The following is a 23,894-nucleotide window of genomic DNA, read 5'->3' on the forward strand; positions in this document are numbered from 1 at the left end:
TCACGCCGCCGTCCCGAAGTCGTCGCGGCCCAGACGCTCTCCGCTGACCTCGCTTGGCGTGGTGGTCGTCTCGGGTTGGTCCAGGTCTCGGTTGCGCAGGGCGCGGCGGAGTTCGCGGTACCGCTTCTGGGCGTGCTCCTCGGTGATCTTCAGAAGCCAGGCGAGGCGCTGCTCGGTCACCCCGTGGCGGTAGGCGGCGCGGATGACCGCGCGGCGCTCGGCCTTGGTGAGGTGGATGTCGCGGCCGGCGATGGTGTCGTTGACGCGGCTGTAGTCGAGGCGGTGGGCGATCTTCTCGTGCAGAGGTCCGCGCTCCTCCTCGGTCAGTCCGCCTCGGATGCCGTCGGTGTCGCCGGCTTCCAGGGCGGCGTCCAGGCAGGCGCGTCGGACCGGGCACTGGCCGCACAGCGCCTTCGCTGCGGTGATCTTGTCGGTCTCATCGGGGTCCGGGAAGAAGATCTCCGGGTCCACCGGGTTGTACTCGGTGCTCTGGCAGACGGCCTCGTCCCGCCAGGTGTGGTCGCCGAGCGACCGGTGGCGGACAGGGCTGTGCGTCGTGCTGGTCATGCGGGGTGCTCCGATCGCTCTCCGCGCGCAGGGGCGTCGGCGGAGAGGTGCGCTGGGTCGGGGAAGGGCTCGGGGCGGCGCGCAGAAGGCGCGGCCCGGCGTGGCGGCCTGGGGCGGGTCAGGCCGCGAGGCGGTGCCGTCTGCGGTCGACCTGCTCGAACTCGACCCGGGTGGTCATCTGTGCGAGCCGGGAGGCGACGCGGTCGCCGAGGTGGGACCGGAGGTCCCTGATCGCCAGGTTGGTGGTGATCAGGGTCGGGAGCTCGTAGTTGTACCGGCGGTTGATCAGCCGGTACGTCACTTCCTCGACCCATTCGCTGGCCTTGGCCGCGCCGAGGTCGTCGATGATCAGCAGCGGGCAGCGGCTGACGGCGGCAAGCTCTCGCTCGCTGTCGGCTCCGGGCCGGGGCCGCAGGTCGGCGTACAGGTCGGCGGCGGTGGTCGCGCGCCAGCGCACGCCGACTCCGCTCTGCACCAGCTTCCGGACCGCCCCGTACGCCTGGTGCGTCTTGCCCGCGCCGACGACACCGGCCATCAGCAGGCTGGGTCCGGTGGCGATCTGTCGCCTGGCTCCCTGGTTGGGGGCGACGGCGGCCTCGGCGACGGTCCGGACCCAGGCCAGGACCTGGGGGTGGTCGGCGACGGCGGCCCGGTAGCGCGGGGGCATCCCGGCCGACAGCGCCTCCAACGGGGAGACTGTCTCGGGCTCCTGGACTGGTGCGGCGCCGGGGTCGATGTTGCGGGCGGCCAGGATCCGGGCCATCCGGTGCAGGGTGCCCTCGCCGAGGGTCTGCGGTTCGCGGTGACGGGTGCGCATCACAGCTCCTCGGCGTAGGCGGCAGCGGCGTTGGCCGGGTTGGTCCACGCCTGATGGGCGGGCACGTTAGGCCGGATTCCCGGCCGCGCCAAGCCACCGGGGCTTGCGTTCATGGCCTCGTTGACCATGCTGGTCAGCACGCTCGGGTGCTTGGGGTTGGCCGCGAAATTCGCCAGCCCGGCACGGATGTGCTCCGGCGCGATGCCCTCGCCAAGGAGCTTCTTGGTGATCCGGCCGAGGTGTCCGATCAGGTCGTTGGGCGGGCGCTCGTCGCAGGCCGCGACGTACTCGCCGACGAGCTGGTTGGCCGAGACGCCAGCTGCGGGCGCCGGGCGCCCCGTAGGGACAAGAGATCCAGGATCCAAGATCCTAGATCCAGGCGCCGAGCCCTCTCCTACCCTTCGGGGAAGGCTCGGGGAGTCCTCTGAGAATGCCCCCTGACCTGCACTCTTCATTCCATCCTGGCTAAGAGCATCGCCCTCGATGTCGGCGGCTTCGTGCCAGTCGGCGGAGACCCCACCCACGTGTCCGGAAGGCGTCGAGGTGGTCTTGGCGGGCAGGTCGAGGGTTCGGGGAGCGTTCGGCGAGGTCTCGGTGAGTCCTCGGGGAGCAGTAAACGAGCCCTCGGTCTGCTTGGTGCAGGAGCCCTTGCAGGGCGCGCACCGGTCGGCAACCTGGTGCTGCGGGCAGGAGGGCAGACGCGACTGGCTCGGCTTGTCGATCTTCTGGTGGTCAGACCAGGTCACGATGTGGAGGTACCTGCGGCCGTCGCAGCCGGTGTACCGGCAGATCAGGCCGGCGGTCGCGAGCTGGTGAAGGTCGTCTTCGACGTGGACCGAGGTGTGCTCGGCGCGGAGAGGCCAGAGGAGTCCGGCGATGATCGCGGCGTTGTCGCGGTGGCGGCCGTGGTCGTCGGCTTGGGTGAGCAGTCCGAAGAAGGTCCGCTCGGCTTCGACGCGCACCTCGGCGAGCGACTCGGAGGTGAACGCTTCCGGCTTGATGGTTCGTATCCGCGCCATGTCAGCGGCCCCGCCCAGGGGCGATCAGGTCGCTGCCGGTGAGAGTGGCGTCGGCAAGGTGGAAGGTGTGCGGCCGGGTCCAGTCCGTCTCCGGCCAGACCCGCAGGATCCAGCGGGCGGCGACCCTGACGGTCGCACGGTTCGGCCCCAGGGGCTTCCCGGCCTCGTCCTTCACGGTGGCGTGCAGGTGGGGCCACCTCTTCTTCGGGTCGTTGAGACTGACCCGGATGGTGGCCGCGCCCGGGATCATGTCCGCGAGCTGGGCCGCGAGGCGATGCTGGCGGTCGGTGTCCGGGCAGGCCGGGGTTCCGCCCGGCATGGCGAGCATGCGATACTCCGTTTTTCGTAGGAGCGCGGTGCGGCGGTTCTCGTGCAAAAGCCCCGCCGCTCGCGTGATGCGTATGGGCACCTCTCGGGGTGCCAGCCCGGCGCTTGGGAGTTGGTAGCTCCCGGGCGCCGGTTTTTTATTGCCCCGTCACGGGCCGTGCGCTCGCATTCGTCCCACCTCCTCTCCAGTGCTCGATCCGCCCCTCTTTGGGGCGCCGCCCGGCGGGGGACGACGAACATACGTAGACACCTGCGGCAAGTCCATCCCCGACTCGTTACAGGTCGCACAGGGCTCGCGATAGCTGGTGTCGGGGAAGGTTCCCCCGACCGGCCGGCAACCGCTGGACCGAATCCGACGGCGCGTTGCGCGAACGGTCACGACAACGCAAAACGCATAGAGGTCCCCCAGGGCTGGCACCATAGAGAGCCGGAGCCCGGCCAGCAGGTGCGATACGGAAACGTACGTCAGTTGCGTAGATGTATCAAGTCTGGGCTACAGTTGCCCCAGAGGCCGCCACCACCGGCCCGATCGCCACCCCGCAGGAGTTCATGTGCCACGTCAGTTCGACGGCAGCCGCGTACGTGCTGTCCGACGGGGCAAGGACCTCCATCAGAAGGAATTGGCCGAGATGGTGGGCGTCAGCGCCCCCACGGTCGCTCGATGGGAGGGCGGCCAGGACTTCCCAAAGGGCGAGAAGCTCCCCGCGATTGCAGATGCGCTCGGTCAGCCGCTCGATTCCCTTTTCCCCCACGACGGTCCGCCGGACCTGCAGCTCCTGCGCTGCGACGCCGGCCTCAGCGTCGCGGAGGCCGCTGCGATCATCGGCGCGAGCCGCGTGCCGGTGAGCAACGCCGAATCCGGCCGGCGCCGACTCAGTGATGCTTACGTGCAGCCGCTCGCACAGGCATACGGGGTGACCGAAGAGGAATTGCTGGCCGCCCAGGACTGCTCGTTCGGGATTCGCCCCAGGGCCTCGCATGACGAGCACGCGTCCGCACCCCGCACGGTGGGAGAGAAGATCAACTATCTCCTGCAGCACGGGTACGTTGGCCAGGAAGCGCCCTCCGATGAGGAAATTGCGCGGATCGTCAACGAGCATGCGGGCGTGGCGGCCGTCACCGCCGACGACATCGCCGCCCTTCGTACAGGTGCCACAACGGAGGCTTCTGATGTGGTGCGTGCCGGCCTAGCTGAGGCGCTTCAGGTCGACGCGGCCCTCTTCCAGGACGATGCCGAGGTCGACCCTGCGGCCCGCGAATTCCTGGAGGCACTCCGCTTCCTCGGCTCGATTCACCGGGGGCAGATCCTCGGCCTGGCTGCCCGCGGCAACGGCGGGGGCCTGTCTGCCGAGATGATGGCCAAGATCAACGAGCTTGTCGGAGAGCTGAAGCACAAGCTGCCCGAGGTGCAGGACGGGCAGTGACGCCGTCGGCGAGTGCTCCTCGGAGCTTGGCCTGTATGAGGCGTTTCCGCTCTGTCGGCTTGGCGTCTGATACTGGCATCGACCGCGCGTGCACCAGGGCCGGTACGAGCTGTTTCGCAGCCGCGTAAGTGGCCGAAACGGCGAAGGGACTACGGCGATACCCCTTGCCGGGGTATCGCCGTAGTCCCTTCGCCGTTTGTGTTCCTGGCGCTCCAGCGCCGAGGGCGGAGGCTCGCTCACCCTCCGCGTCCACTACCTCCATGACCGCCCGCCCAAGCGGGCGAGCGTCGACGTCCTGGGCGAGTTTGCTGTACCGAGGTGTGGGACAGCAGGGTCGGAGGCTCACTTCGATATCGAGACCGGTCGGACCGCCGTGCGGCCGACGCCGGGCTAGGACGCCGTAAGGTCCACGCCGAGCATCTCGGAGAGAGTGGCCACCGTCTGCCGGGGGTCCTGGTTGTGCACCCCTGCGAGGCCGAGCTGCTCTGCTACCTGAACGTACGCTTCGGTGTCGTCGACGAAGACGCACTCCTCGGCGGGCATTTCCATGAGCTTGAGCGTGATCTCGAAGAGCTCCGGGTCAGGCTTGCGCAGCAGGTGCTGCTCGGAGATCACCACGACGTCGTACAGCCGCTCAAGCTCGTAGCCGGCGTACAGGTCCCACGGGGTGAGTCCCACGCTGTTGGACAGGATGCCCACCTTGATCCCGGCCCGCCTCGCCGCAGCAGCCGCATTGATCATCAGCGGCTCGGGGCGAAGGTCGCCGAAGATCCGGCCCATCAGGTTGTCAGCCGGCACGCCCAGCATCTTGCCGGCGAACTCGTTCCACTCAGTCTGGGAGACCGCTCCGCGCTCGAGGTCGCTGGTGATCCGGACGCCCTCCTCGTCCTTGTACAGGGCCGTGAGGCAGGCGCCCTGGGGGAGGCCCTCGCGCTGCTCGAACGCGAGCACTGCGGGCAGCAGCGGAGTGGTGAGAACGCCTCCGAAATCGAGGATGAGGCCCGTGCGGCGGTTGGACATGCGAGAACTCCAGATTGCTGAGATTTCGGACGCCCATCCAGACCGGATAGCGTCACTGCCCGGCTACACGTGGCGACGGGAGTAGAGGTGCGTCGCAGGCCGGGGTGCACTTACGAGGCGGAGCAAGACCTATCAGTCCGCATCACCCACGGTACCAGCCCAGTTCATGCGCCGGACGGTGCCAAATCTCACCTACCGGCCCGCCATTCAAGATCGCCATGCAGCCTGGTTTCGATCGTCGGGAGATAGGGCCTGAACCGATAAATCAGACTGCGAAGGTAACGGCAGGCTAGCGGCCTGGTTCGGATTCCACCTCTATGGAGTGCAGGAGAAGCTCCCGAGCTTGATCCGTGGTGATGTGCGAGTAGGCCGCGCTGACTCGCGCAAGCCACGCCGCTTCACTATCGGTGTCAACGAACGGTTTCTCTCTCAGAGGGGCCGTGGCGTACTGGTTGGCTTGCGAGGTGTCGGTGGCCTGGAGTGCGGCCTTAATCCAGTACGCTTCCGCGGCCGGCTCAGGGTCGGGGTGCGATGCGGTGATGTCCTCGGCGGCGAACATCAAGTCTCGTGGAGCGTAATAGCGCAGCTTCTCGCAAGCGTCGGCAATGTCCTGAGTCCATCGGTCCAGGCGAACATCGATGGGGACGCGTATGTGCCTGAGTTCCGCGAGGCGTCGCCCTGGTGGGTACAGGCTCGTCCCGGGAAAAGCATCCACCAGGTCGAACCAGAGCGGGTAAGTCCTGCACAGGATGCGCCAAGTTCTCCACCGGGCCGCCGCTGCGCGGGTGGTGGGAATGCTCGCACCTACGGCAACAATCAGGAAGAGCAGGTCCATCCATATAGCTGTGGCGTCTACAAGGAGCCGGACCGTGGAGGGGCTGAGAGGGAACGCGACCGCAGCCCAAAGGATGGTGATACGCGCCAATGTGTGGAGTAGCCCCATCCACATTGAAATCCCCATCAAACCCAGCCCAACACGCATGCTCGTGTTCTCGACCCGTCGCGCCGCCCTCGTCCACTGATAGCCGCAAACTGCGGTCGTGATGAGCGGGAAGAAGTAGAACACGGTCATGTAGACCGCGACCCCCCATTGGCCAGCATGGTCGATGAGGAAGTTCTGGCTCGGCTTGTCGCGGTCCACCACGGTGAAGAATAGGACCGTGAGCAGAATGACGCCTATCGCTCCCGTCCCGTAGGACGCGCGGGCGATCCGGCGGGAGACCGCTACGTGCCGGGGTACGACCGTCTCCGAGCTCTTCCCGTAGCTGGTGGCGACGTAGGTCAAGGCCGCGATGATCGCCGCGGTACTGGCAAAGTGCCTGAGCAGGGCACTCAGGTCCACTACTGGAATACGATCCACCGCATCCATCGCTGCCGGCGTGTAGAGCCAGAGAGCCACGGCGAATCCCGCATAACCGCCCCAGAGCGCCCGACGGTGAGCGTCGGCGTACCGGACCGCAGGGAATCGCCATACGGCGATGAGGGTCATCACAGCCGCAGTAAGGTATTTGATGTAGTCGAACACGGAACCATTGGGTATCTGCGCCAGCTGCACGTTTCGCAGGCCCGGAAGGCCAGTCGGCCGCAGCCTCAATTGCCAATAGATGGACTGCGCGATGCGGCGGAAGCCGTAAGGCCGGAAACGATGCCTCAGCGGTCGCCAGCCGATCGCGGCTAGAGTCGTCGCCGCGCTGGAGCAGCGACTGGGTGAGCAAGTGAATGTTCCAGGAGGCTGACCATGTCGTCTCCCGTGAACGACTGACGACGCGCCAGCCGCTTGATCAATGAAGCTGAAAGCTCGGCCTGCTTTTCCTCAGGGCTGCCAAAATCTACGCGCCCCTGGATAAGGGCCGACGGGAAACGTCGAAGCACTTCCTGACGAATGCGCTCAGGGACGTATCGCTCGATCTCCACATCCGTCAGGGAGGTACCGTGGTTCAGCCACTCGTGCGCAAGCTCATGGAGAATGATGTGCTCGGTTTGATTGCGACTTGAACGGCGGCGATACAGAATGATCGTGAAATCCGGCGCTTTGACCCGGAGACCGCATGCCGTGCCGAGACCCCCGTCGGTGTCATCCAGGGGCACCAGGCGAATCTGGTGCCCCAGCGCGCCCTCCATATTCCGCACCAGCGCCTCGACGCTGAAAGGAGCCGGGATAGGGAGATCGGCGAGCAGGCTCTCACATTCCTTCACGAGGGCGCGCCGTGAAGGGTCCCTACGCCAACGCATCGTCGCTCCATTGAAATGCCACTGAGGTGTTCACTGCCAGCCCGCGAGGCGCTAGTAGCCAGGAGCTTGTGCTTGAGGTGCGCGGCGGTCGGCCGACACACGCTGTCTACGCCTAAGCGTACAAGGAGGAAAGTGCGATCTACGCAGGACGGGCTGTTGTGAAGGTCACCCAAGCGCGACAGTCTCGCAATCTGGATCCCAAGATCGAAATTGAGTGACGGCGCGTGATTGAATTTTGAATGCTTCTGAGGGGAGGCCGGCCCGCCGTCCTACTTCTTGAGTCGCCTCCAGCAAATAAGGGTGGAGACGAGGGAGACGAGGGAGATGAAGACGTTGTGGAGTTCGGTGCGGCGTTCCCAGCGGACAGCGAGGCGTTTGAACTGGTGGAGCAGGGTCGGCTCGACGCCGCAACGGAGCTCGCCCGGCCCCTCGATGTTCGGGGCGCCTTTGCGGGAGATGACCGGAAGGATGCGGCGCCTGCACAGTTCGCGGCGGTTGGGGTCGGACTCGTATCCCTTGTCGAGGAGCGATACGGAGCCGGCCCGCACTCTCAGATCTACGGGCGCACTTGGATCAGCGCGTGAGTACCGCTCGTACGCCAAACAGCCCCGGACCGTTCAAGGGCGTCCAGCGTTCCCTGTTCCAGGCCGACGATGACATCGGACTTCAGGGTCCGGAGCGCCGCGACGGCCCCCGGGAAGTGGGCCGTGCGCCCGGCGAACGGCACGGTCGGGTGCCACAGCCTGTCCCCCACCAGGCGACGGTAGTTGAGATCACCCTTCAGGATGGCGAGCGCGGCACCCGCGAACTCCTTCCGCAGGTCCTCGGGCATCTCCTCGTACGGCAGCGGAGCGCAGAAGAACGGGTGGGTGCGGACCTCCAGGCTTCCCGTGGCCATGGCCTTCCAGAGTCGGCCGCCGATCCGGCCCGCTTCGCCGGACGCCTCGACGAGACGGCGGAGGCAGTCGACCACGTCCGCGGTCATCGCGTCGGAGACGTAGTACGGGTCGGGCTTGACGTGCAGCACGACCCGCTCGGCGTGCCCGTGCACGAGGAGGTGGTCGATGAGGACGAGGTCGGGAATCAGCTCACGTCCCGCGTTGTCGGCCACCACGGCGACGGTGGCCGAGGCGCCGGCGGGCAGGAGCTGCCACAGGGTGGCGCTGTGGTCGGCGACCAGGGCCGCGACCGCGGCGTCGGCCACTGCCGGCTCCCCCGCCGTGACGCGGAAGCCGAGGCCCGCGCGGTTGCCCCAGAGCGAGGCGTACAGGAGGGCCGTGGCCCGCTCCTCCGCCGGAGCACCGGCGAGCGTGTCGAGGGCGCGCAGCTCCTCGTCCACCGCGTCGCCTCGCAGTTCGGCCTGTTTGAACGGTGCGAAGGGATCGACTCCCTGCCAAGGGCCGGCACCGAAGTACCCGACCGCGCCGAGGAGCCTGCGGTAGAAGTAGCTCTCCGCCCACAGGAACGGGGCGTCGTACCACGAGCGCCCGAAGTGCTCCCGTCCCCGGGCCGCCCAGCGCACGTGGTCGTGGTCCGTGGGAGCGAGCGGTCGGACGACACCGTTGGTGATCTCGTCCAGCAGGGCGTCGAGGGCTTCATGCTGTCGACGGCCGTACGGGAAGGCGTCTCGCACCTGCCGGATGAGTGCGGGGTGGCGCTCGGCCAGCACACTCCGGGCGAACGAGCCCGGCTCGTCGCCCAGGATGACCGGAGCGTCGACTGTACCGGCGTCGCGGGCGGCTTCGTCGCCCGAGGTCTTCTCTGTCATCTCGTCCAGGCCCTTCGCAGGTCGCTCACATGGCCATGATCCCCAGGGGTGTGCTCGCTGTCAGTCCAGCCCGCCGGTGGCTTCGAGATGAGCGAGGAAGGCGGCCACGAGGCGGGGGCGGGGCACGTGGAGGACGAGCGCGTCGGGCAGGTCGGCCTCCAGACCCCACTCCGTGTTGAAGGTGATGCTGCTGCCATCCGGGACGACGCTGTCCCACAGCCACTTGACGAACTCCGCTGCGGCAAGGGCCGTGCAGTCCTCGACGGCGATGCCTTCCGGGGACAGCTTGGCCATGCCCTCCAGCTCCTCCTCGCCGACCGTGATACCGAAGTGCATGACGGACCCGCGAACGGGACCTTCCTCCCCCTCATCGATACGGACGAACGTATCCGTCTCCCGCTCACGCAGCTTGGCCTCGATCCCCTCGTAGGTCAGGCCCCACGTGGAACCCTCAGCGGGGCCGAAGACGTACATGGTGCGGAGTTCGGCCAGTTCGGACGCATCCACGCTCGCGCTCCCTCGTCGTGTGCTGCCGTTTGTCAGGGTACGTATCGCGCATCAGCGCGCTGGCTGGCGAGGTGCTGTTCCCAGCCCTCTTCCAACAGCCAGGCGGCAGCGCTGATTCTCTCCAGTGCCTCATCGGCCGCTTCGTCGTCGAAGTCCCACGTCGCCGGGTGGCTTCGCCACTGGGAGTCGACGTCGTCGATGAGGCGGTGCGCGAACGAGTTGCGGCGCTCCCTCAGCCACGACAGATGGTCTTCGAGTTCCTGGCGATCGACGGTGTCCTGCCAGCGCTCGGCGAGCACTCGAGCCTTTCGGGTGAGACCCGCCCTGTGGAGATCCTCGTCGCCCGGTTGGTCGAGCAGCCGGTTCATCAGGGACTCGAGTGCGGCGACGGCAGCTACGACGATGACGCCGGCGCTGATCTGGCGTGTGCTTGTGTCGAGTCCGTACGTTGACTCGTCGAGCATCATGTCGCTCTCCCCCTCCCACCCAGCGACCCTGTGACTCCCACTCTCCCGCGCCTCACGCAGCTCGGTCAGTTCCGCATCGATGCTCTTCGCGATCTTGCTGCGCAGCCAGGCGAGAGAGGAGAGGCGGTACTCGAGGTCGACGAACTCGATGCGGTTGTGTCGACTGATGAAGTACTCATGGCCGTATGCGAGGAGATACCAGCCATCCTTGGTGTCGTCGCCTTCGTGCCTCTCAAGCTCTGCCTCGGTCATCTGCGTGAACCTCTCATACGAACCTGACATAACTGATCAGCCTCTCACGCTGGAGCCGATCAGCCTCAGGGGTTTCAGGGCAGGCCGATGCTGTGATCTCGCAGGGCTGGATCCGGACGCGTTATGGCGCTTCGGTGACCTTGACCGAGGTCGCCTCCGCTGGTCCCCTTGGGCAGTTGGGCGTCGAACTCGGGGGGCTTCGTGAATGATCCTGATCTTGGAGCGCTGTGTCGTGTGAGTGGCGTGCCAGCAGAAGAGACTCGCTCCCCCAGCGAGTTGGCGGATCGCGCATGAGGTTTCGTCGCGGGATCTCGATCGCTGTCGTGGCCGCCGGCGGGGTCGTGACGACCATGCTCGTGGGGCTGGTCACGAACGCGGTGTCCGAGTCGAAGTGGCCGGGGTGGCTGGGGTGGCTGCAGAGGCATGGCTGGTTCTCGTTCGTGCTGCTCGGGGTGCTACTCGTGGTGATGACAGTGTTGGCCGCCCTGTCGGAGACTCGGCCGCCCGCGCGTCTGACCGAGTCGGCGCCTCAGAACGGGGCCGAGCCGCCGGGGGCCGCGCTCGTGTTGCGTGCGCTGCCGCGCGATACCGCGGCGTTCACGGACCGGGGCGCCGAGCTGGCGGCGCTCGTGGGGTCGGTGAGAGCGGCGCAGGAGAGTGGTGAGGCGCTGCCGGTGCATGTGATCGACGGGATGCCAGGGGTGGGGAAGACGGCGTTCGCCGTGCACGCCGGGCATGTGCTGGCGGAGCGGTTCCCGGATGGGCAGCTGTTCGTGAATCTCAACGGGCACACGACGGGGCGGAGCCCTGTGCAGGCCGGCGAGGCGCTGGCGTCGTTGCTGGCGGCGACCGGAGTGCCCGCGGGGCGGATCCCGACCGGTGACGACGTGGGCGCGGTCACCGAGGCGAGGGCCGCCATGTGGCGCAGCGGTCTCGCCGGGAAGAAGGCGCTGCTCATCCTCGACAACGCGGCCAGCTATCGGCAGCTGGAGCCGCTGCTTCCCGGGGCGGGCGACTGCCTGGTGCTGGTGACCAGCCGGAAGCGGCTGGCGGCGCAGGAGGAGGTGGTGCTGCCGGTGGTGGCGCTGCCGCAGGAGCACGCGATGGACCTGTTCGTACGGCTCAGTGGGCGGCCGGCGACGTCGCTCGACCGGGACGTGGTCGGGGAGCTCGTCGGGCTGTGCGGTTATCTGCCGCTCGGGGTGTCCCTGCTCGCCGCGCGGTTGCGGCACCACCCGTCGTGGGGCGCGGAGGACCTCCGGGAGCGGCTGATGGCCGCGCGGGATCGGCTGGGGGAGCTGCGGGCCGGGGAGCGGGCGGTGGCGGCGACGTTCGAGCTGTCGTACCAGGACCTGGAGGAGGACCGGCGGCGCTTCTTCCGGGGGCTGGGCTTCTACCCTGGGACCGATCTCGACGCCTACGTCGGTGCCGCGCTCGGCGGGGTGACCGTGACGGAAGCTCGGCGGCAGCTCGACGCGCTGTACGACGCCCACATGATCGACGAACATCCCGGGAGCCGGTACCGGCTTCATGATCTGTTACGTGACTATGCCCGCGGTCTCGTCGACGAGGGAGGCAGCAGTATGGAGGAGCAGACCCAGGCCGTTCAGCGAGTGTGCCTCTACTACCTGGCCGCTCTCGCTGCCGCGAACCGGCACATCGTCCGTAGAGGCGCGGTCGCGCCCGTCCCGCCCGACGAGGCCGCCGCGGTGGAGACCCCGCGCATCGAATCCCGTTCGGCCGCCCTCGGCTGGCTGGAGAACGAGCGGGCCAACGTCCTCGCCTGCATCCGACGCGCGAGCGGTCTCGCCCTGCACGAGCTCGTCATCCGCATGGCCGCCGCCATGGCCCCGTTCCTGCGGCAGGCCGGCCCGTGGGACCAGGCCGTCGGGCTCCACCGGACAGCCGCCGAGGCCGCCCGGCATGCCGGCGACCGCAAGGCCCTCGCCGGGGCGCTCGCCGAGCTCGGAGTCGTACGGCGCTTCATGGCCGCGTACCCCGAGGCGATCGAGGCCCTGAACGAGGCGGTGGAACAGTACGACGCCGTGGGCGACCGGCGCGGCAAGGCCGAGGCGCTGAACCAGGCGGGCATCGTCTGGCTGCTGACCGCCGACAACGACGACTCCGCCCGCGCGCAGACCGAGGCCCTCGCGCTCTACCGCGAGGTGGGCGACCGGCTCGGGCAGGCCAACGCGCTCGCGGACCTCGGCATGGTGCGCCGGCAGACCGGCCGGTTCGACGCCGCCGTGGAGGCCCAGAGCGAGGCACTGTCGATCTACCGGGAGCTCGACGACCGGTACGGGGAGGCGAACTCCCTCAGGGACCTCGGCGTCGTGCACCGCCTCATGGGCGAGTACGAGCAGGCGGCGCGCCGACACAGTGAGGCGTACGACATCTACGTGGAGCTCGACGACCGGACCCATCAGGCGTACGCGCTCAACGAACTGGGCGTCGTGGGGCGGCTCACGGGTGATGTTGTTGGGGCCCGGGAGGCGCACGGCCAGGCGCTGGAGTACTTCACCGAACTCGGTGAACGGTTCGGTCGCGCGAACAGCATCCGCGACCTCGGGGTGCTGGAGCGCGTGTCGGGCAACACCACGGAGGCGATCCGGATGCTGGAGGAAGCCCTGAGCGCGTACCGCGATCTCGGCAGCCGGGGTGGAGAGGCCGCCGCCCTGAGCGAGCTGGGCGCCGCCCGAGGGACGCTCGGCGAGTGGGATGAGGCCATCGAGGCGTTCCGGCGCGGCTTGGATCTTCACCAAGAGCTGGGAGACCGGTGCGGCGAGGCCGAGGTGCTGAACCACTGGGGGACCTTGGTGCGCGCCTCCGGCGAGGTGGAAGTCGCGCGGGAGTACTTCGAGCAGGCCTTCGCCCTGGCGCGGGAGATCCGATCTCCGCTGGAGGAAGCGCGGGCGCTGGAAGGGATCGGCCGCTGCGACTGGTTCTCGGCCGGGCCTGCGCGGGCCGGGGACGCCCTGCGGAACGCGGCCGTCCTCTACCGGCGTCTCGGAGTCGGTGCGGCGGCCCAGGAACTCGAAGAGTTGCTCGCCTCACGAGCCGGATAGGCCGGTCGCTACCTGGCCGGAATCCACATGCCGCTGACGACAACAGCACTGCTAGCGTGCTGAGTCGGTCTGCCGCTTCAACCGCCGTCGCACGGTGCCGGTCCGCCATCGGCGCCACCACCCCGAGGAGCGTTGAATGTCGTCACGTACGCCTCTGCTCATGCCGCCCACATGTCCCGAATCCATCCAGGGCAACGCCGTCCTGGAGCGGATCGCCGCCCGCGTGCAGCAGCGACTCGACGAGGAGAAGTCCACGGCGGACGGCATCGCCGAGGGGCCTCACGCGGCGTCTCTCATCTGGCCCTGGTGGTTCTGAGCACTGGCGCTTGATGACCTCGCGCGAAGACACCGCACCCTTTCGGACCTTCATCCTCAAGGTCGCGAACCGCTGCAACATCGACTGTGATTACTGCTACGTCTTCAACTCAAAGGACCAGTCGTGGCGGCACCTGCCCGTCCGGCTCGGAGTGGACGTGGCGAGGGAGGCAGGCCGGCGCATCGGCGAGCACGCCACGACGCACGGCCTGCCAGCCGTCCACGTCGTCTTGCACGGCGGGGAGCCGCTGCTCGCTGGCCGCCGACAGGTGGCCGAGCTCATCGAGGCCGTACGCGCAGGCGTTCCGGCGGAAGTGAAGGTCCGCTTCGAGCTTCAGACGAACGGAACGCTCCTCACGAAGGCGTGGCTCGACCTCTTTGAGAAGCACGGGGTGGTCGTGGGGGTGAGCCTCGACGGTCCCCCGACTGCGAACGACCGGCACCGGCTGACCCACACCGGTCGGTCCAGCTCCGCGGCCGCCGTCCGCGGCATCGAACTGCTGCGGGACCGGCCGCACCTCTTCGCCGGCCTCCTCGCCGTCGTGGACCTGGCCAACGATCCGGTCGAAGTCCACGACTTCCTGGCGTCCTTCGAGCCGCCGGTCATCGACTTCGGGTTTCCGCACGCCACCCACGACGACCCGCCACACCGCGACAACCCCGACGTGCCCGAGTACGGGCTCTGGATGAGCCGGGTGTACGACGCCTGGCTCTCCCGGCCCGAGTACCGGCACAGCATCCGGATGCTGGAGGACATCGTGGCGCTCAGCTCCGGCGTGCGCGGTGCCGTGGAGACACTCGGCCTGGCCCCGCCGACGAGCATCGTGATCGAGTCCGACGGGACGATGGAAGGCGTGGACACGCTGCGCTCCGTCGAAGAGGGCGCGTCCCGGCTCGGGCTCGACGTCTTCCAGCACTCCTTCGACGAGGCGTCGCGTCACCCGAAGCTCCTGCACCGGGCAGACGGCATGGCCGCGCTCGCCACGAAGTGCCAGAGCTGCCCGCTGGTGGAGGTCTGCGGCGGAGGCTACCTCCCACACCGCTTCAGCGCGGCCCACGGCTATCGGAACCCCTCCGTCTACTGCGCGGATCTGGAGTACCTGATCCGCCACGTCCAGGACTCCCTGCGCGCGAGCGGGTGGGACGCGCACGCGCCGGCCGGTCAGGCCCCATGAGACGGAGGACCGTAGCGCCACCGAGGTGCCGAGCGTTGGAGCCTGTGAGCAAAGTGAACGACGAACGAGTAACGAGGAGTTGCCCATGACCGTGACGATCCGACCTGCCGAGCAGCGGGACGTCCACGCGGTGGCCGAACTGATCGAGGAGATCGAGCGGTTCTACGGATCGACCGAGATCCAGCCCTTCGAGGAGCGGCGCGCGCAGGTGGAGGAAGCGCTGTTCGGGGCCCCGCCGCTGGCCTCCGCTCTCCTGGTCGAGGACGAGGCCGGGGGCATCGTGGGGCTCGCTGCCTACTCCTTCCTCTGGCCGGCGGCCGGTTCCACTCACTCCCTGTTCCTCAAGGAGCTGTACGTTCGCGGCACTCTGCGCCGCCAGGGCATCGGTGCCCGGCTCATGGACGAACTCCGGGCCTTGGCCGCCAGGCGCCCGGGGTGCGGCCGCGTCGAGTGGATGACGGACCGCGACAACCCCGTCGCCCGCGCGTTCTACAAGTCGCTCGGGTTCGCCGAGTTCGATGGGAAGATCGTCTACCGGATCGAGACGACCGGCACGGCATGAGGGGTCGCGGGGCTGTGAAGGAAGAACGCTGCGAGCGATGCGAGCTCATCGTCGGACAGGGCTGCTGCTGCCCGGCGAACGGCGTCGCGCCAAGGGCGGAGCGGCCCGTGTCTCCGATCCGGCGGGAATGGCGGGGCTTCCTCGCGGACACCATCCTGATCTCGCCCACGCGGTACGCGCACCTGCCGGGGGCTTGTACTCACCTGGAGGATGAGTACATCAAGGCACCTCGGTGGGGCTGGATTCCGGACCCGCCGTCCGGGCTCTGGGACCGGCTGAGCGTCACTCATCCCGCGACCGCGACAGAGGGCAACACCGCCCGGCAGGCTGTACAACGGTGCACCCCCTGCCAGACGGCGGTGTCGTAGCGGCTGCTCCGTGTGGACGGACATGCCTGCGGCAGCGTCGCTCAGGGCCTGGTGGCGATGACCGCCTCGGTCCGGATCACCTCGTCGAACCGACCGGAGGGGGCGAAGGCGAGCAGTGCCTCGCGCAGGTCCCGTTCGAAGGCGTCCTTCTTCTTGCCGAGTTGGGCGGGGCTGGAGTAGGAGAGGCTGAAGACCCAGCCGATGACCTCGTCCACGGTGCGGGTCAGGGTGTGGTCCCAGCGCGTGGTGCCGACCTGGGAGAACGGGGAGCGGGCGAGGACGTCCTGGTGGCGTTCCTTGGGGTGGGAGTAGGTGCCGGAGCCGGCGCGGCGTTCGGGGCCGAGGTAGCGGGTGCGGACCTCGTCGACGACCTGCCGCCAGGGGGCGGGTTCGAGGTCTCCTGGGGCGCCGCCGGAGGCGAGGACGATTGCTCCGCCGGGCTCGATGATCCGGTCGAGGTCCTGGGCGACGCGGTCGCGGTCCATCCAGTGGTAGGCCGCGCCCATGACGGTGAGGAGCACGGGCCCGATGTCCATCGTCGGGAGGTTGGTGGAGTCGCCCTCGCGCCAGGTGACGTTGGTGATGTCCTGCTCGGCGGCCAGGCGGCGGCCCTCTTCGAGCATGCCCTTCTCGGGGTCGACGGCGATGACCTCGCGGACGAGCGGGGCGAGGTCGAGGGCGATGATGCCGGGGCCGGCGCCGAGGTCGAGGACGCGCTGGGTGCCGTCCAGGCGGAAGCGGTCGGTGAGCAGGGTGTAGAACTCGGGCGCGTAGCGGGGCCGGAAGGCGGCGTAGTACGGCGCGGTGGACGCGAACAGCTCTTCGGGCGTGTACGAGGGGGTGGAGGAGGTCACGGGTCCAGTCTCTCGCGGGGGTGTGGGTCAGGGGCGGGCGATCGGTCAACGAGCCGGGGCGGCGGTCAGGTGCTTCCACCAGTCGGTCAGGGGGCGGGCGCCGGAGCCCTCGCGGGCGACGGAGCCGTCGGGGTGGCGGTCACGGGCGCCGACGAGCTGCCGCTCGACGGCATTCAGGTCCGGCCGGTCGAGAATGCCGGGGGCGGGGTCGTCGACCGCGTTGAGCCACCGGTAGCCGTACTGCATCATCACGGCCAGCCGCTCGTGGCCGGAGCGGTTCAGGCCGCCGGCGTGCCAGGTGCGGTTCTCGAAGAGCACCACGTCGTACGGGCCGATGTCCGGAGTGATCGCGCTGGGCGGGTCGATGTCCCCCTCGGGGACGGTGACAGGGCCTGTGCGGGTGTGGCTGCCGGGCACGAACATCGTGAGGCCGGCGTCCGGCCCCGGGTCGGTGAGGAAGTACGCCACCTTGATCGCCAGGCGGGGCGTGTGCTCGACGCCGAGGTCGGCCACGGTGGAGGACATGTCGTGGTGCCAGCCGTGCCGGGACGGCACGCGGATGGTGCGCTGCTCGTCGGGCAGGGACGGCATGGAGATCAGGTTGCTCGACATCAGGTGGATGTTCGGGCTGAGCAGGCCGACGAGGGTGGGCAGCACGGCCGGGTTGGCGACGAGCGGCAGGAAGGCTTCGTCGAGAGCGACGACGCCGCGGAAGCCGTCCTTGCCGTCGACCGAACGGTCCCGGCCCACGGTGCGGTCGGAGGCCAGGAGCCGTACGGCGGCCGCGGCGGCCCGGTCTCGGACCTCGGGGGCGAGGGCGCCGCGCAGGATGAGGAGGCCGTCGCGGTCGAAAGTGGCCCGCTGCTCCGGGTCGGGTGCGAGCGGGGTGGTCATCGTGGCTCCTTCACCATCGAGAGCGCCTGGGCGGTGAGCGCGGTGGCGGACATGCCGCAGAGCTCCAGCAGGTCTGCGGCCGGAAGGGGGCGGCCGGGGTCGCGGTAGCCGACCACCCGGACCCGGGCGGTTTCGCCGCGGGCGGCGAGCAGGGCCCGTGCGGCCGGTGCCTGTGTGACGGTGGCCAGCAGGACGGGAACACCGGCCGGGAACAGGCGGGCGAAGGTGTCGTCGGGCAGCGCGGCTGGCCAGGTGTCCGGTTGACCGAGGACGGTGAGGTCGTTGATATGCACGTACTGGATGCGCGTGTCCGGGCGGGCGGCGGCGATCTGGTCGGCTGCGGCGGAAAGCTCGCGTGCCGCGACGTCGCCGGCGGAGGCGAGGACGAGGTCCGGGGCTCCCGGGCCTGGGTTACTCAGGTGGGGCCAGATCGCCGCGCCGTTGGTCAGCTCCTCGCGGATGGTGTCCGGCGGGAAGGTGAACGTGTGGTGCTTGTCGGCGATCAGGAAGTTCGCCCGGTCGCGTCCGGTGAGCATGACCGTGAGGATCGCGGCCGCGCGGGTGGTATCGGCCGGGGTGAAGACGTGCACGGTGGGGTTCTCGGTCTCCAGCATCGCGGAGACGAGCCCGGGGTTCTGGTGGCTGTAGGTGTTGCGCCAGCCCAGTGAGGTGATCAGGTAGTTGATGTTCGGCAGTCCGCCGGCTCCGGTCACGGTCCGAGTGCTGCGGTGCTTGAGGTGCTGGACGAGCAGGCTGGTGTTGACCGCGGCGAACGCCTCGTACGTGGCCAGCAGCGCGTCGCGGCCGGTCTCGGTGTAGCCCTGGAGCCAGGCGTGGCAGATCTCCTCGTTGAGGATCTCGCTCGCCCACTCCGGCATCCCATCGCCGCTGACGGCCAGGCGCAGCCGGTTGGAGGCGGCCTCGTCCGGGCTGAACAGCCGGAACGAACCGGCGGCGGCGCGCTCACGGATCACGGCGCTGACCAGCGGCCACGCCTGTTCTCCGCGGACGGTGAGCGGCTCTACCGGTGGGGCGGGGCGTGGCCGGGGCGCCGGATCAGGCAGCGCCTGCCGTACGAGGTCGGACGGCTGCCCGCGGTCGGTGAACAGCTCGGCCGGCTCGTACGAGGCCAGCCAGGCGGCGAGGGCGGCGAACTCCTCCCGGTTGCGGGCGGGGTCCTTCAGCGGGGTCTTGTGGACGGCCGGGGTCCCGGCGATCCGGCGGCCTGCGACCTGCTCGGGCCCGGTCGCGCCCTTGGGCATCGTCAGGACGAGCACCGGCTGCGGGCGGGCGACCCCGAGCGGGCGCAGCCGGGCGAACACCTCGGCCAGGACCGTCCGGAAGCCGGCCACGTCGGAGCCGTCGTGGAGGAACGGCTCATATCCCAGGCCGGTGAAGTACGCGCGCAGCTCGTCCTCGTCGAGCCCGGACAGGATGGAGGGACCGCCCATCCGCAGGCCGTTGGCCAGCACGACGGGCAGCACCGCGCCGTGCAGCCCGGACCCGAGTAGCGCGCGCTGGCCCGTCCACGCGGCCGCGGCGGCGCCGGTCTCCAGCTCCCCGTCGCCGAGCAGGGCGACCACCAGGCGGTGCGGGGCGTCCAGGACCATGCCCTGGGCGACGGCGAGCGCCGGTCCGAGCTGGCCGCCGGTGTAGCGCACGCCGGGGATGAGCGGGGTGATCTCCCCGCCGTAGGCGCGCGTGTGGGGGAAGCCCGCGGCGAGCGCCCGCATGTCGGCGGCGGACCAGCCAGGGCCGTTGCCGGTCAGAGTGAGGGTCTTGGTCAGGTACGCGTGGGCCAGCGCCGACGGCCCGGCGTGCCCAGCGCCGTGAACGACCAGGACCTCACTGCCCGGGGGTCGCCCTGCGGTGAGCGGCCCCAGGTGGGCGAGCATGAAGTTCACCGGCGGGCACACCCCCCAGTGTCCGCTCGGCACCTCCTTCACGTCCGCCACCCGCAGCGGCCGGGCGGGCAGCACGTTGTCGTTCAGGTACAGCTGCGCGGCGCACAGGTAGTTCAGCGCCCGCCACGTGGCCGTGACGGCCGCGTCCGGCACGCGGGTCGCGGCGTGCGACGCGGCCTGGCTCCAGTCGGGGAAGTCGCCCGGGCTCGCGACGACGGCCGGCCCGGGGAGCAGGGCGGTCTCCGTCACCGTGCCGTCCCCTTCCGTGCGGCGACGGCGTCCACGGCGGCGGTGATGCGCCCGGCCCGGATCTCCTCGGTGCCGGCCTCGGTGATCAGGTGGAGGATCTGCGCCTGCTCGTGGGCGGGCACCGCTGTCCAGTCCAGCCCGGCCCGCTCCAGGGCGGCGGCCAGGTCCTCAGGCACGCTGCGCGGAGTGCGGTCCCGCAGGCCCCGCACCGTCAGCGGCACGCCGGTCACGCCGTCGGCGACGGCCGCGTACGGCACCGCGGCCTGCCCGCGCAGTGCGTAGGCCACGACGGTCCTGGAGCTGCCGGTGGAGAAGGTGACACGCAGCTGGGCGCCGCGCTGGCCGACCGGTCCGCGGCAGGGCAGCAGCAGGAAGTCCCGGCCGCCGATCCGCTCCGGCCGGGCCACGATATGCACGACGTCGGACGCGGCCGGCAGCGGGAGCAGGACCACCGGATTCGCCCCCGCCTGGTCGGGCTCGGGCAGCAGGGGCGGTCGGGTGACGGCGATGATGCCGCCCTGGCCGCCCCCGGCGCGTCGCGCCGCCTTGTGCGTGAACAGCGTCCGGTCCACGGCCGCCAGCAGGGTGTTGGTGAAGGCGTGCTTCCAGCTCCGCTCCCGCTGGGCGGGCAGGTCGCCGGCGGTGACGAACATCAGGGCGAAGGAGACCGTCACCGGCAGCGCGGCGCCGAGCCGGTCCCGCAGGACCCCGAGGGCCTGGTGGAACTGGGCGGCGTCGTCAACGACCGCGGCGAGGATCACCTCGTCGCCGCCGAAAGTCGCCGCGCAGCCGATGTCGAACGGCTGCTCGCGGAACCACGCGCGAGTCGTGGCCCCCACGGTCGCCATGACCTCGTTGCCGGCCAGGTGCCCGTAGGAGGTCGGGTTGGTGGAGTTCGTCCGCTCCACGTGGTCCTTCAGCCCGTCGACGTCCCCGATCGCCAGCGCCACCAGCCGTCCCTCGTCCAGCGCGGCGGCGAGGCAGCGCGGGATGTGGCTGTGGAAGTCGGGGAAGGCGACCAGGCCGGTGACCGCGTCCTCGCGGCTGCCCTCGCACCAGGTGCGTAGCGGCAGCTGACTGGGGTCGAACAGCGGCACGGACGAGGTCAGCGGGTCGTGGACAGCGGGTGTTGCCGGGCGGTACGTACGGGACGGCTCCATCAGCCGGCCACCTCCGATGTGATCGTGCCGGCCGCCGCCCGGGCGGGCAGCAGTAGCGGGAGGGTGTTGAGGGAGTGCAGGCGCGGCGTGCTCGCGGCCAACATCAGCGGCCCGGTCGTGCGATGCCGGTCCACCCAAGCCGTGTTCCAGCCGGCCGCTGCGGCCCCTCGTACGTCGGCGTTCATCGAGTCGCCGACATGCAGCAGCTCTCCCGGCCGCAGCCCGCCGGTGCGCTCGACGGCAGCGAACGCCTCCCGCTCGGGCTTGATCGCGCCGGTGCGCGCCGAGTAGAAGACGCCGTCCAGAAACTCACGGAACGCGGGAGGATCCTGCTCGGGCACTGAGGAACCGAGCGCGTTGGTCATCGCGTACAGGGCGTAGCCCCTCGCCCGCAGCTCGGCGAGCATGTCCGGCACGTCCGCGTACAACTGCGGGTTCTCGGCACGGCGCCGGGCCCGCTCCAGCACTTCGGCGAGCCGGTCGGCCAGTGCGGGCCGCCCGAAGTCGGCCGCGAGTTCGTGCGCCAGGTCCTGCGGGGTGACCAGGCGCCGCTTGGCTCCCTTGCCCATCAGCGCCCGAGCCTCATCCAGCGAGATGCCAAGCACCTCGGCGACCTGGCCGGTCGTGGCCACCGCCTCGGGCCTTACCAGCGTGCCGCCCAGGTCGAAGCAAACCGCCCGGACCTCGGGCCACATCACCTGGCCGGTCACGGCCCGACCGCCCATACCGGAAGGGGCGAGGTGGTAACCGGCGGCGGGGTGAGCCCGGCCCCGGGGGCGGACGGCAGCGTCCCCGCCTCCACGACGGCGGCCTCGACAAACACCTGCTGCCGCAGCGGCTCCAGCGTCAGGTGCCACTCCACCGCCGGCACCTTGTCCCGGCAGCACGCCCCGGCCAGCGCGAGCGACGCCCACAGCCGGTCACCGTGCGGGAACGTCGCCACCCCCAGATCGGCGGCGACCTCGACAGTGTGCAGGGAGCGGGCCAGCCCACCCGACCATCCCGGGTCGGTCTGCCACACGTCCACCGCCCCGCCGACCAGCAGCCGCGTCTGCTCGTGCTCGTCGACCGCGTGCTCACCGGCCGCCATCGGCACCCCGGCCCCGGCCGCCCGCACCCGGCTCCAGGCGAAGCCGCCCGGCTCCAGCAACTCCTCGGCGAACGCGACCTCCAGATCGGCCAGCACGGGCATCAGGGCCAGCGCCTCGTCCAGCCGGCACCGACGCAGCCCGTCGACCATGAACCGGCCCTCCCCCGCCGCCTCCCGCAGCGCCCCCAGCACCCGAGCAACGGCCCGTGGCCCCTGGCGCAGTAACTCCTTGGTGAGCGGCCACTTCTGCCCCCAGACCCCCTGCTCGGCGATCCACGCCGCCGCCTTCACCGCTTCCGGGTGAGCCGGGTCCAGACCGAGCGCGGACGCGTACACCGGCACCCGGGCCCGCACCGTGCCGCCCAGCAGCTCCGGCACCGACCGGCCCGAGGCCCGCGACGCCAGATCCCAGCACGCCAGCTCGACCGCCGACACGGCCTGCCGGGCGTGCGCCCCCTGCTGGTGCCGGCCGGTCCGCGGCCGGTAGCCGAGCTTGCGCGGCGCTGCCGCATCGTGCCCGACGAGCCCGTCGGCGAGGGCGTCCACTACGAGCCGCGCCACACCCTCCCCGACCGGCGCGTGCCAGCCCGAGACCCCGTCACCGACCACCTCGATCGCGAACCGCGTCCGGTGCTCCGGCCACCCCGGACCCGCCGGGGTCACCGCCACCGCGGCCACCGCATCCGGTAACCCTTCCGGCAGACCGGCCGGCTGCCCGGCCACCGGCCACACCCGCACCGCCCGCACCACCGTCACGGCCCCGCCGTCCCGGCCGGCCATCAGATCCGCGCCCCGGTCAGCTGCTCACCGGCGAACGTGTACGCCCACGGCGAGCGGTAGTTCTGCCACCACTGCGGCCGCAGCCCCGTCTCCGCGAACAGCTCCTCGACCGCGCGGCGCATCGTCAGGTTCCACTCGATCGTGTCCGACCCCGGCGTGCGGTAGACGTCCATGAGCGGGTTGTGCGCCTGGAACGTCTGGAACCGCGGGAACGTCGTGGTCACCGGCACCAGCCGCTTCAGGTTCTCCACGGCCTCCTCGATCGGGTCCAGGCCCACGATGTAGGTGAAGTCCGTGGTGATGCCCCGCTCCTTCGCCGCCCCGAGCGTGGCAACCATCTGGTCCACCGTCAGCGCGGCCTTGGACTGCTTGAGGATGTTCGCCCGGTTGGTGAAGCACTCCACGGTCAGCGTCAGGTGGAACGGCCCGAGCTCGGCGGCCCGGTCCAACCCCGCCTCGCTGGTGAGGACCGACGACAGGAAGTGCAGGGTCCCCTCGCAGCCGGTGCTGCGCATCGCGGCGCGTACGCCCTCCAGGTGCTCTAGGGCCAGGTGCTCGTAGAGGAAGCACCCGGTGCACACCGTGACGGTCTCGACCCCCGACAGGTCCGGCACACCGGAGTTCGCCGCGAGGGCGGCGAAGTAGCCCGGCAGGTCGAGTTCGCGGATCGCCGGATCCGAGGCGCCCTCCAGGGTGTTCGGGCAGAACGTGCACCCGACGCACTGGGAGCGCTGGTTCGAGTTCAGGGTGAGCATCTTGGTGCCGTTGCGCCAGTAGCCCAGCACGGCGTCGTCGTCCTCGATGCCGGCGACCGTGCCGACCCGCTCACCGTGCAGCCGCAGCTCGCGCCCGTCGATCTCGAACGGCGAGTCCTCGCGGCCCAGCGAGAGGATCAGGTACGACGGGTCGGCCGGCCGCGAGTCCAGCTCCAGCTGGAACCGCATCCGCGGCTTGTCCAGCGGCGAACGCGCACCGCAGCTGTTCAGCGCGAGGAGCAGTACGTCCTCGCGGTTGATCTTCCACTCACGGGCCACCTCTTCCAGGTGGCTGACGGATTCGAGCATCGGCTTCCCTCTCT

At 69.9% G+C, this 23,894-nt stretch carries 22 protein-coding genes; 5 read left to right on the forward strand and 17 right to left on the reverse strand.

The annotated features are described in order from the left end of the window. The 4 genes from GGE06_RS12015 to GGE06_RS12030 form a co-directional block, all read right to left on the reverse strand. Positions 1-567 carry a WhiB family transcriptional regulator gene (locus GGE06_RS12015; RefSeq protein WP_184930806.1) on the reverse strand — a complete coding sequence of 189 codons (567 nt, stop codon included), beginning with the start codon at positions 565-567 and terminating at the stop codon, positions 1-3. Between the two features lie 118 nt (positions 568-685). After that, positions 686-1,384, reverse strand: coding sequence for an ATP-binding protein (locus GGE06_RS12020; protein WP_184930807.1), 699 nt, complete (start codon positions 1,382-1,384; stop codon positions 686-688). Then, on the reverse strand, positions 1,384-2,403 hold the full coding sequence (locus tag GGE06_RS12025; RefSeq protein WP_184930808.1) for a hypothetical protein: 1,020 nt from the start codon (positions 2,401-2,403) through the stop codon (positions 1,384-1,386). Before GGE06_RS12025 ends, GGE06_RS12020 begins: the two co-directional genes overlap by 1 nt. A 1-nt stretch (position 2,404) precedes the next feature. Beyond that, complete coding sequence (locus tag GGE06_RS12030; protein ID WP_184930809.1) at positions 2,405-2,731, reverse strand: transcriptional regulator; 327 nt, start codon at positions 2,729-2,731, stop codon at positions 2,405-2,407. A gap of 550 nt (positions 2,732-3,281) precedes the next feature. Between GGE06_RS12030 and GGE06_RS12035 the strand changes: the two genes are divergently transcribed. Continuing rightward, complete coding sequence (locus GGE06_RS12035) at positions 3,282-4,154, forward strand: helix-turn-helix domain-containing protein (protein ID WP_184930810.1); 873 nt, start codon at positions 3,282-3,284, stop codon at positions 4,152-4,154. 390 nt (positions 4,155-4,544) lie between these two features. Here the strand turns inward: GGE06_RS12035 and GGE06_RS12040 are convergent, their stop codons facing one another. From GGE06_RS12040 to GGE06_RS12065, 6 genes are all read right to left on the reverse strand, one after another. Beyond that, a complete protein-coding gene (locus GGE06_RS12040; RefSeq protein ID WP_184930811.1) occupies positions 4,545-5,174 on the reverse strand; it encodes an HAD-IA family hydrolase in 630 nt (209 codons plus the stop codon). Positions 5,175-5,463: 289 nt separating this feature from the next. Then, on the reverse strand, positions 5,464-6,699 hold the full coding sequence (locus GGE06_RS12045) for an MAB_1171c family putative transporter (RefSeq protein ID WP_184930812.1): 1,236 nt from the start codon (positions 6,697-6,699) through the stop codon (positions 5,464-5,466). A 149-nt stretch (positions 6,700-6,848) separates the two neighbouring features. Next, positions 6,849-7,370, reverse strand: coding sequence for a hypothetical protein (locus GGE06_RS12050; RefSeq protein ID WP_312883114.1), 522 nt, complete (start codon positions 7,368-7,370; stop codon positions 6,849-6,851). Positions 7,371-7,962: 592 nt separating this feature from the next. Further along, the gene (locus tag GGE06_RS12055) at positions 7,963-9,174 is read right to left on the reverse strand and encodes a damage-control phosphatase ARMT1 family protein (protein WP_184930814.1); all 1,212 of its coding nucleotides are present in this window, start codon (positions 9,172-9,174) and stop codon (positions 7,963-7,965) included. A gap of 60 nt (positions 9,175-9,234) precedes the next feature. Continuing rightward, entirely contained in the window at positions 9,235-9,681 is a 447-nt protein-coding gene (locus tag GGE06_RS12060; RefSeq protein WP_184930815.1) for a hypothetical protein, read from the reverse strand. Between the two features lie 32 nt (positions 9,682-9,713). Continuing rightward, positions 9,714-10,400, reverse strand: coding sequence for a hypothetical protein (locus tag GGE06_RS12065; RefSeq protein ID WP_184930816.1), 687 nt, complete (start codon positions 10,398-10,400; stop codon positions 9,714-9,716). Between the two features lie 290 nt (positions 10,401-10,690). On the opposite strand from GGE06_RS12065, the gene haaT reads away from it, so the two are divergent. The 4 genes from haaT to haaN all read left to right on the forward strand — a co-directional run bounded on the left by haaT (position 10,691) and on the right by haaN (position 15,517). After that, positions 10,691-13,465 carry a cyclophane-containing RiPP biosynthesis TPR protein HaaT gene (gene haaT / locus GGE06_RS12070; RefSeq protein ID WP_184930817.1) on the forward strand — a complete coding sequence of 925 codons (2,775 nt, stop codon included), beginning with the start codon at positions 10,691-10,693 and terminating at the stop codon, positions 13,463-13,465. 136 nt (positions 13,466-13,601) lie between these two features. Beyond that, positions 13,602-13,781 (forward strand): HaaA family cyclophane-containing RiPP peptide, encoded by a 180-nt coding sequence (gene haaA, locus GGE06_RS12075; RefSeq protein WP_184930818.1) that lies wholly within the window; start codon positions 13,602-13,604, stop codon positions 13,779-13,781. A gap of 13 nt (positions 13,782-13,794) precedes the next feature. After that, the gene (locus tag GGE06_RS12080; protein ID WP_184930819.1) at positions 13,795-14,955 is read left to right on the forward strand and encodes an FxsB family cyclophane-forming radical SAM/SPASM peptide maturase; all 1,161 of its coding nucleotides are present in this window, start codon (positions 13,795-13,797) and stop codon (positions 14,953-14,955) included. 85 nt (positions 14,956-15,040) lie between these two features. After that, positions 15,041-15,517 (forward strand): cyclophane-containing RiPP N-acetyltransferase HaaN, encoded by a 477-nt coding sequence (haaN, locus tag GGE06_RS12085; RefSeq protein WP_184930820.1) that lies wholly within the window; start codon positions 15,041-15,043, stop codon positions 15,515-15,517. A gap of 409 nt (positions 15,518-15,926) precedes the next feature. Here haaN and GGE06_RS12090 read toward each other — a convergent pair whose 3' ends face one another. The 7 genes from GGE06_RS12090 to GGE06_RS12120 are packed head-to-tail and all read right to left on the reverse strand — an operon-like array spanning position 15,927 to position 23,880. Then, positions 15,927-16,739, reverse strand: a complete 813-nt coding sequence (locus GGE06_RS12090; protein WP_184930821.1) for a class I SAM-dependent methyltransferase — start codon at positions 16,737-16,739, stop codon at positions 15,927-15,929. Between the two features lie 45 nt (positions 16,740-16,784). Next, positions 16,785-17,633: a phytanoyl-CoA dioxygenase family protein gene (locus tag GGE06_RS12095; RefSeq protein WP_184930822.1), complete on the reverse strand. Its 849-nt coding sequence runs from the start codon at positions 17,631-17,633 to the stop codon at positions 16,785-16,787. Then, a complete protein-coding gene (locus GGE06_RS12100; RefSeq protein WP_184930823.1) occupies positions 17,630-19,786 on the reverse strand; it encodes a phosphoketolase family protein in 2,157 nt (718 codons plus the stop codon). The genes GGE06_RS12095 and GGE06_RS12100 overlap by 4 nt, the downstream gene beginning before the upstream one ends. Continuing rightward, positions 19,783-20,946: a YdeI/OmpD-associated family protein gene (locus GGE06_RS12105; protein WP_184930824.1), complete on the reverse strand. Its 1,164-nt coding sequence runs from the start codon at positions 20,944-20,946 to the stop codon at positions 19,783-19,785. The genes GGE06_RS12100 and GGE06_RS12105 overlap by 4 nt, the downstream gene beginning before the upstream one ends. Beyond that, a complete protein-coding gene (locus GGE06_RS12110; protein ID WP_312883115.1) occupies positions 20,946-21,656 on the reverse strand; it encodes an HAD family hydrolase in 711 nt (236 codons plus the stop codon). Before GGE06_RS12110 ends, GGE06_RS12105 begins: the two co-directional genes overlap by 1 nt. Then, positions 21,653-22,816, reverse strand: coding sequence for an enolase C-terminal domain-like protein (locus tag GGE06_RS12115; protein ID WP_184930826.1), 1,164 nt, complete (start codon positions 22,814-22,816; stop codon positions 21,653-21,655). Before GGE06_RS12115 ends, GGE06_RS12110 begins: the two co-directional genes overlap by 4 nt. Then, positions 22,816-23,880: a radical SAM family protein gene (locus GGE06_RS12120; RefSeq protein WP_184930827.1), complete on the reverse strand. Its 1,065-nt coding sequence runs from the start codon at positions 23,878-23,880 to the stop codon at positions 22,816-22,818. Before GGE06_RS12120 ends, GGE06_RS12115 begins: the two co-directional genes overlap by 1 nt. Positions 23,881-23,894: the final 14 nt, after the last annotated feature.

Origin of the sequence: Streptomyces nymphaeiformis (genome assembly GCF_014203895.1) — a bacterium.
GTDB lineage: Bacteria > Actinomycetota > Actinomycetes > Streptomycetales > Streptomycetaceae > Streptomyces > Streptomyces nymphaeiformis.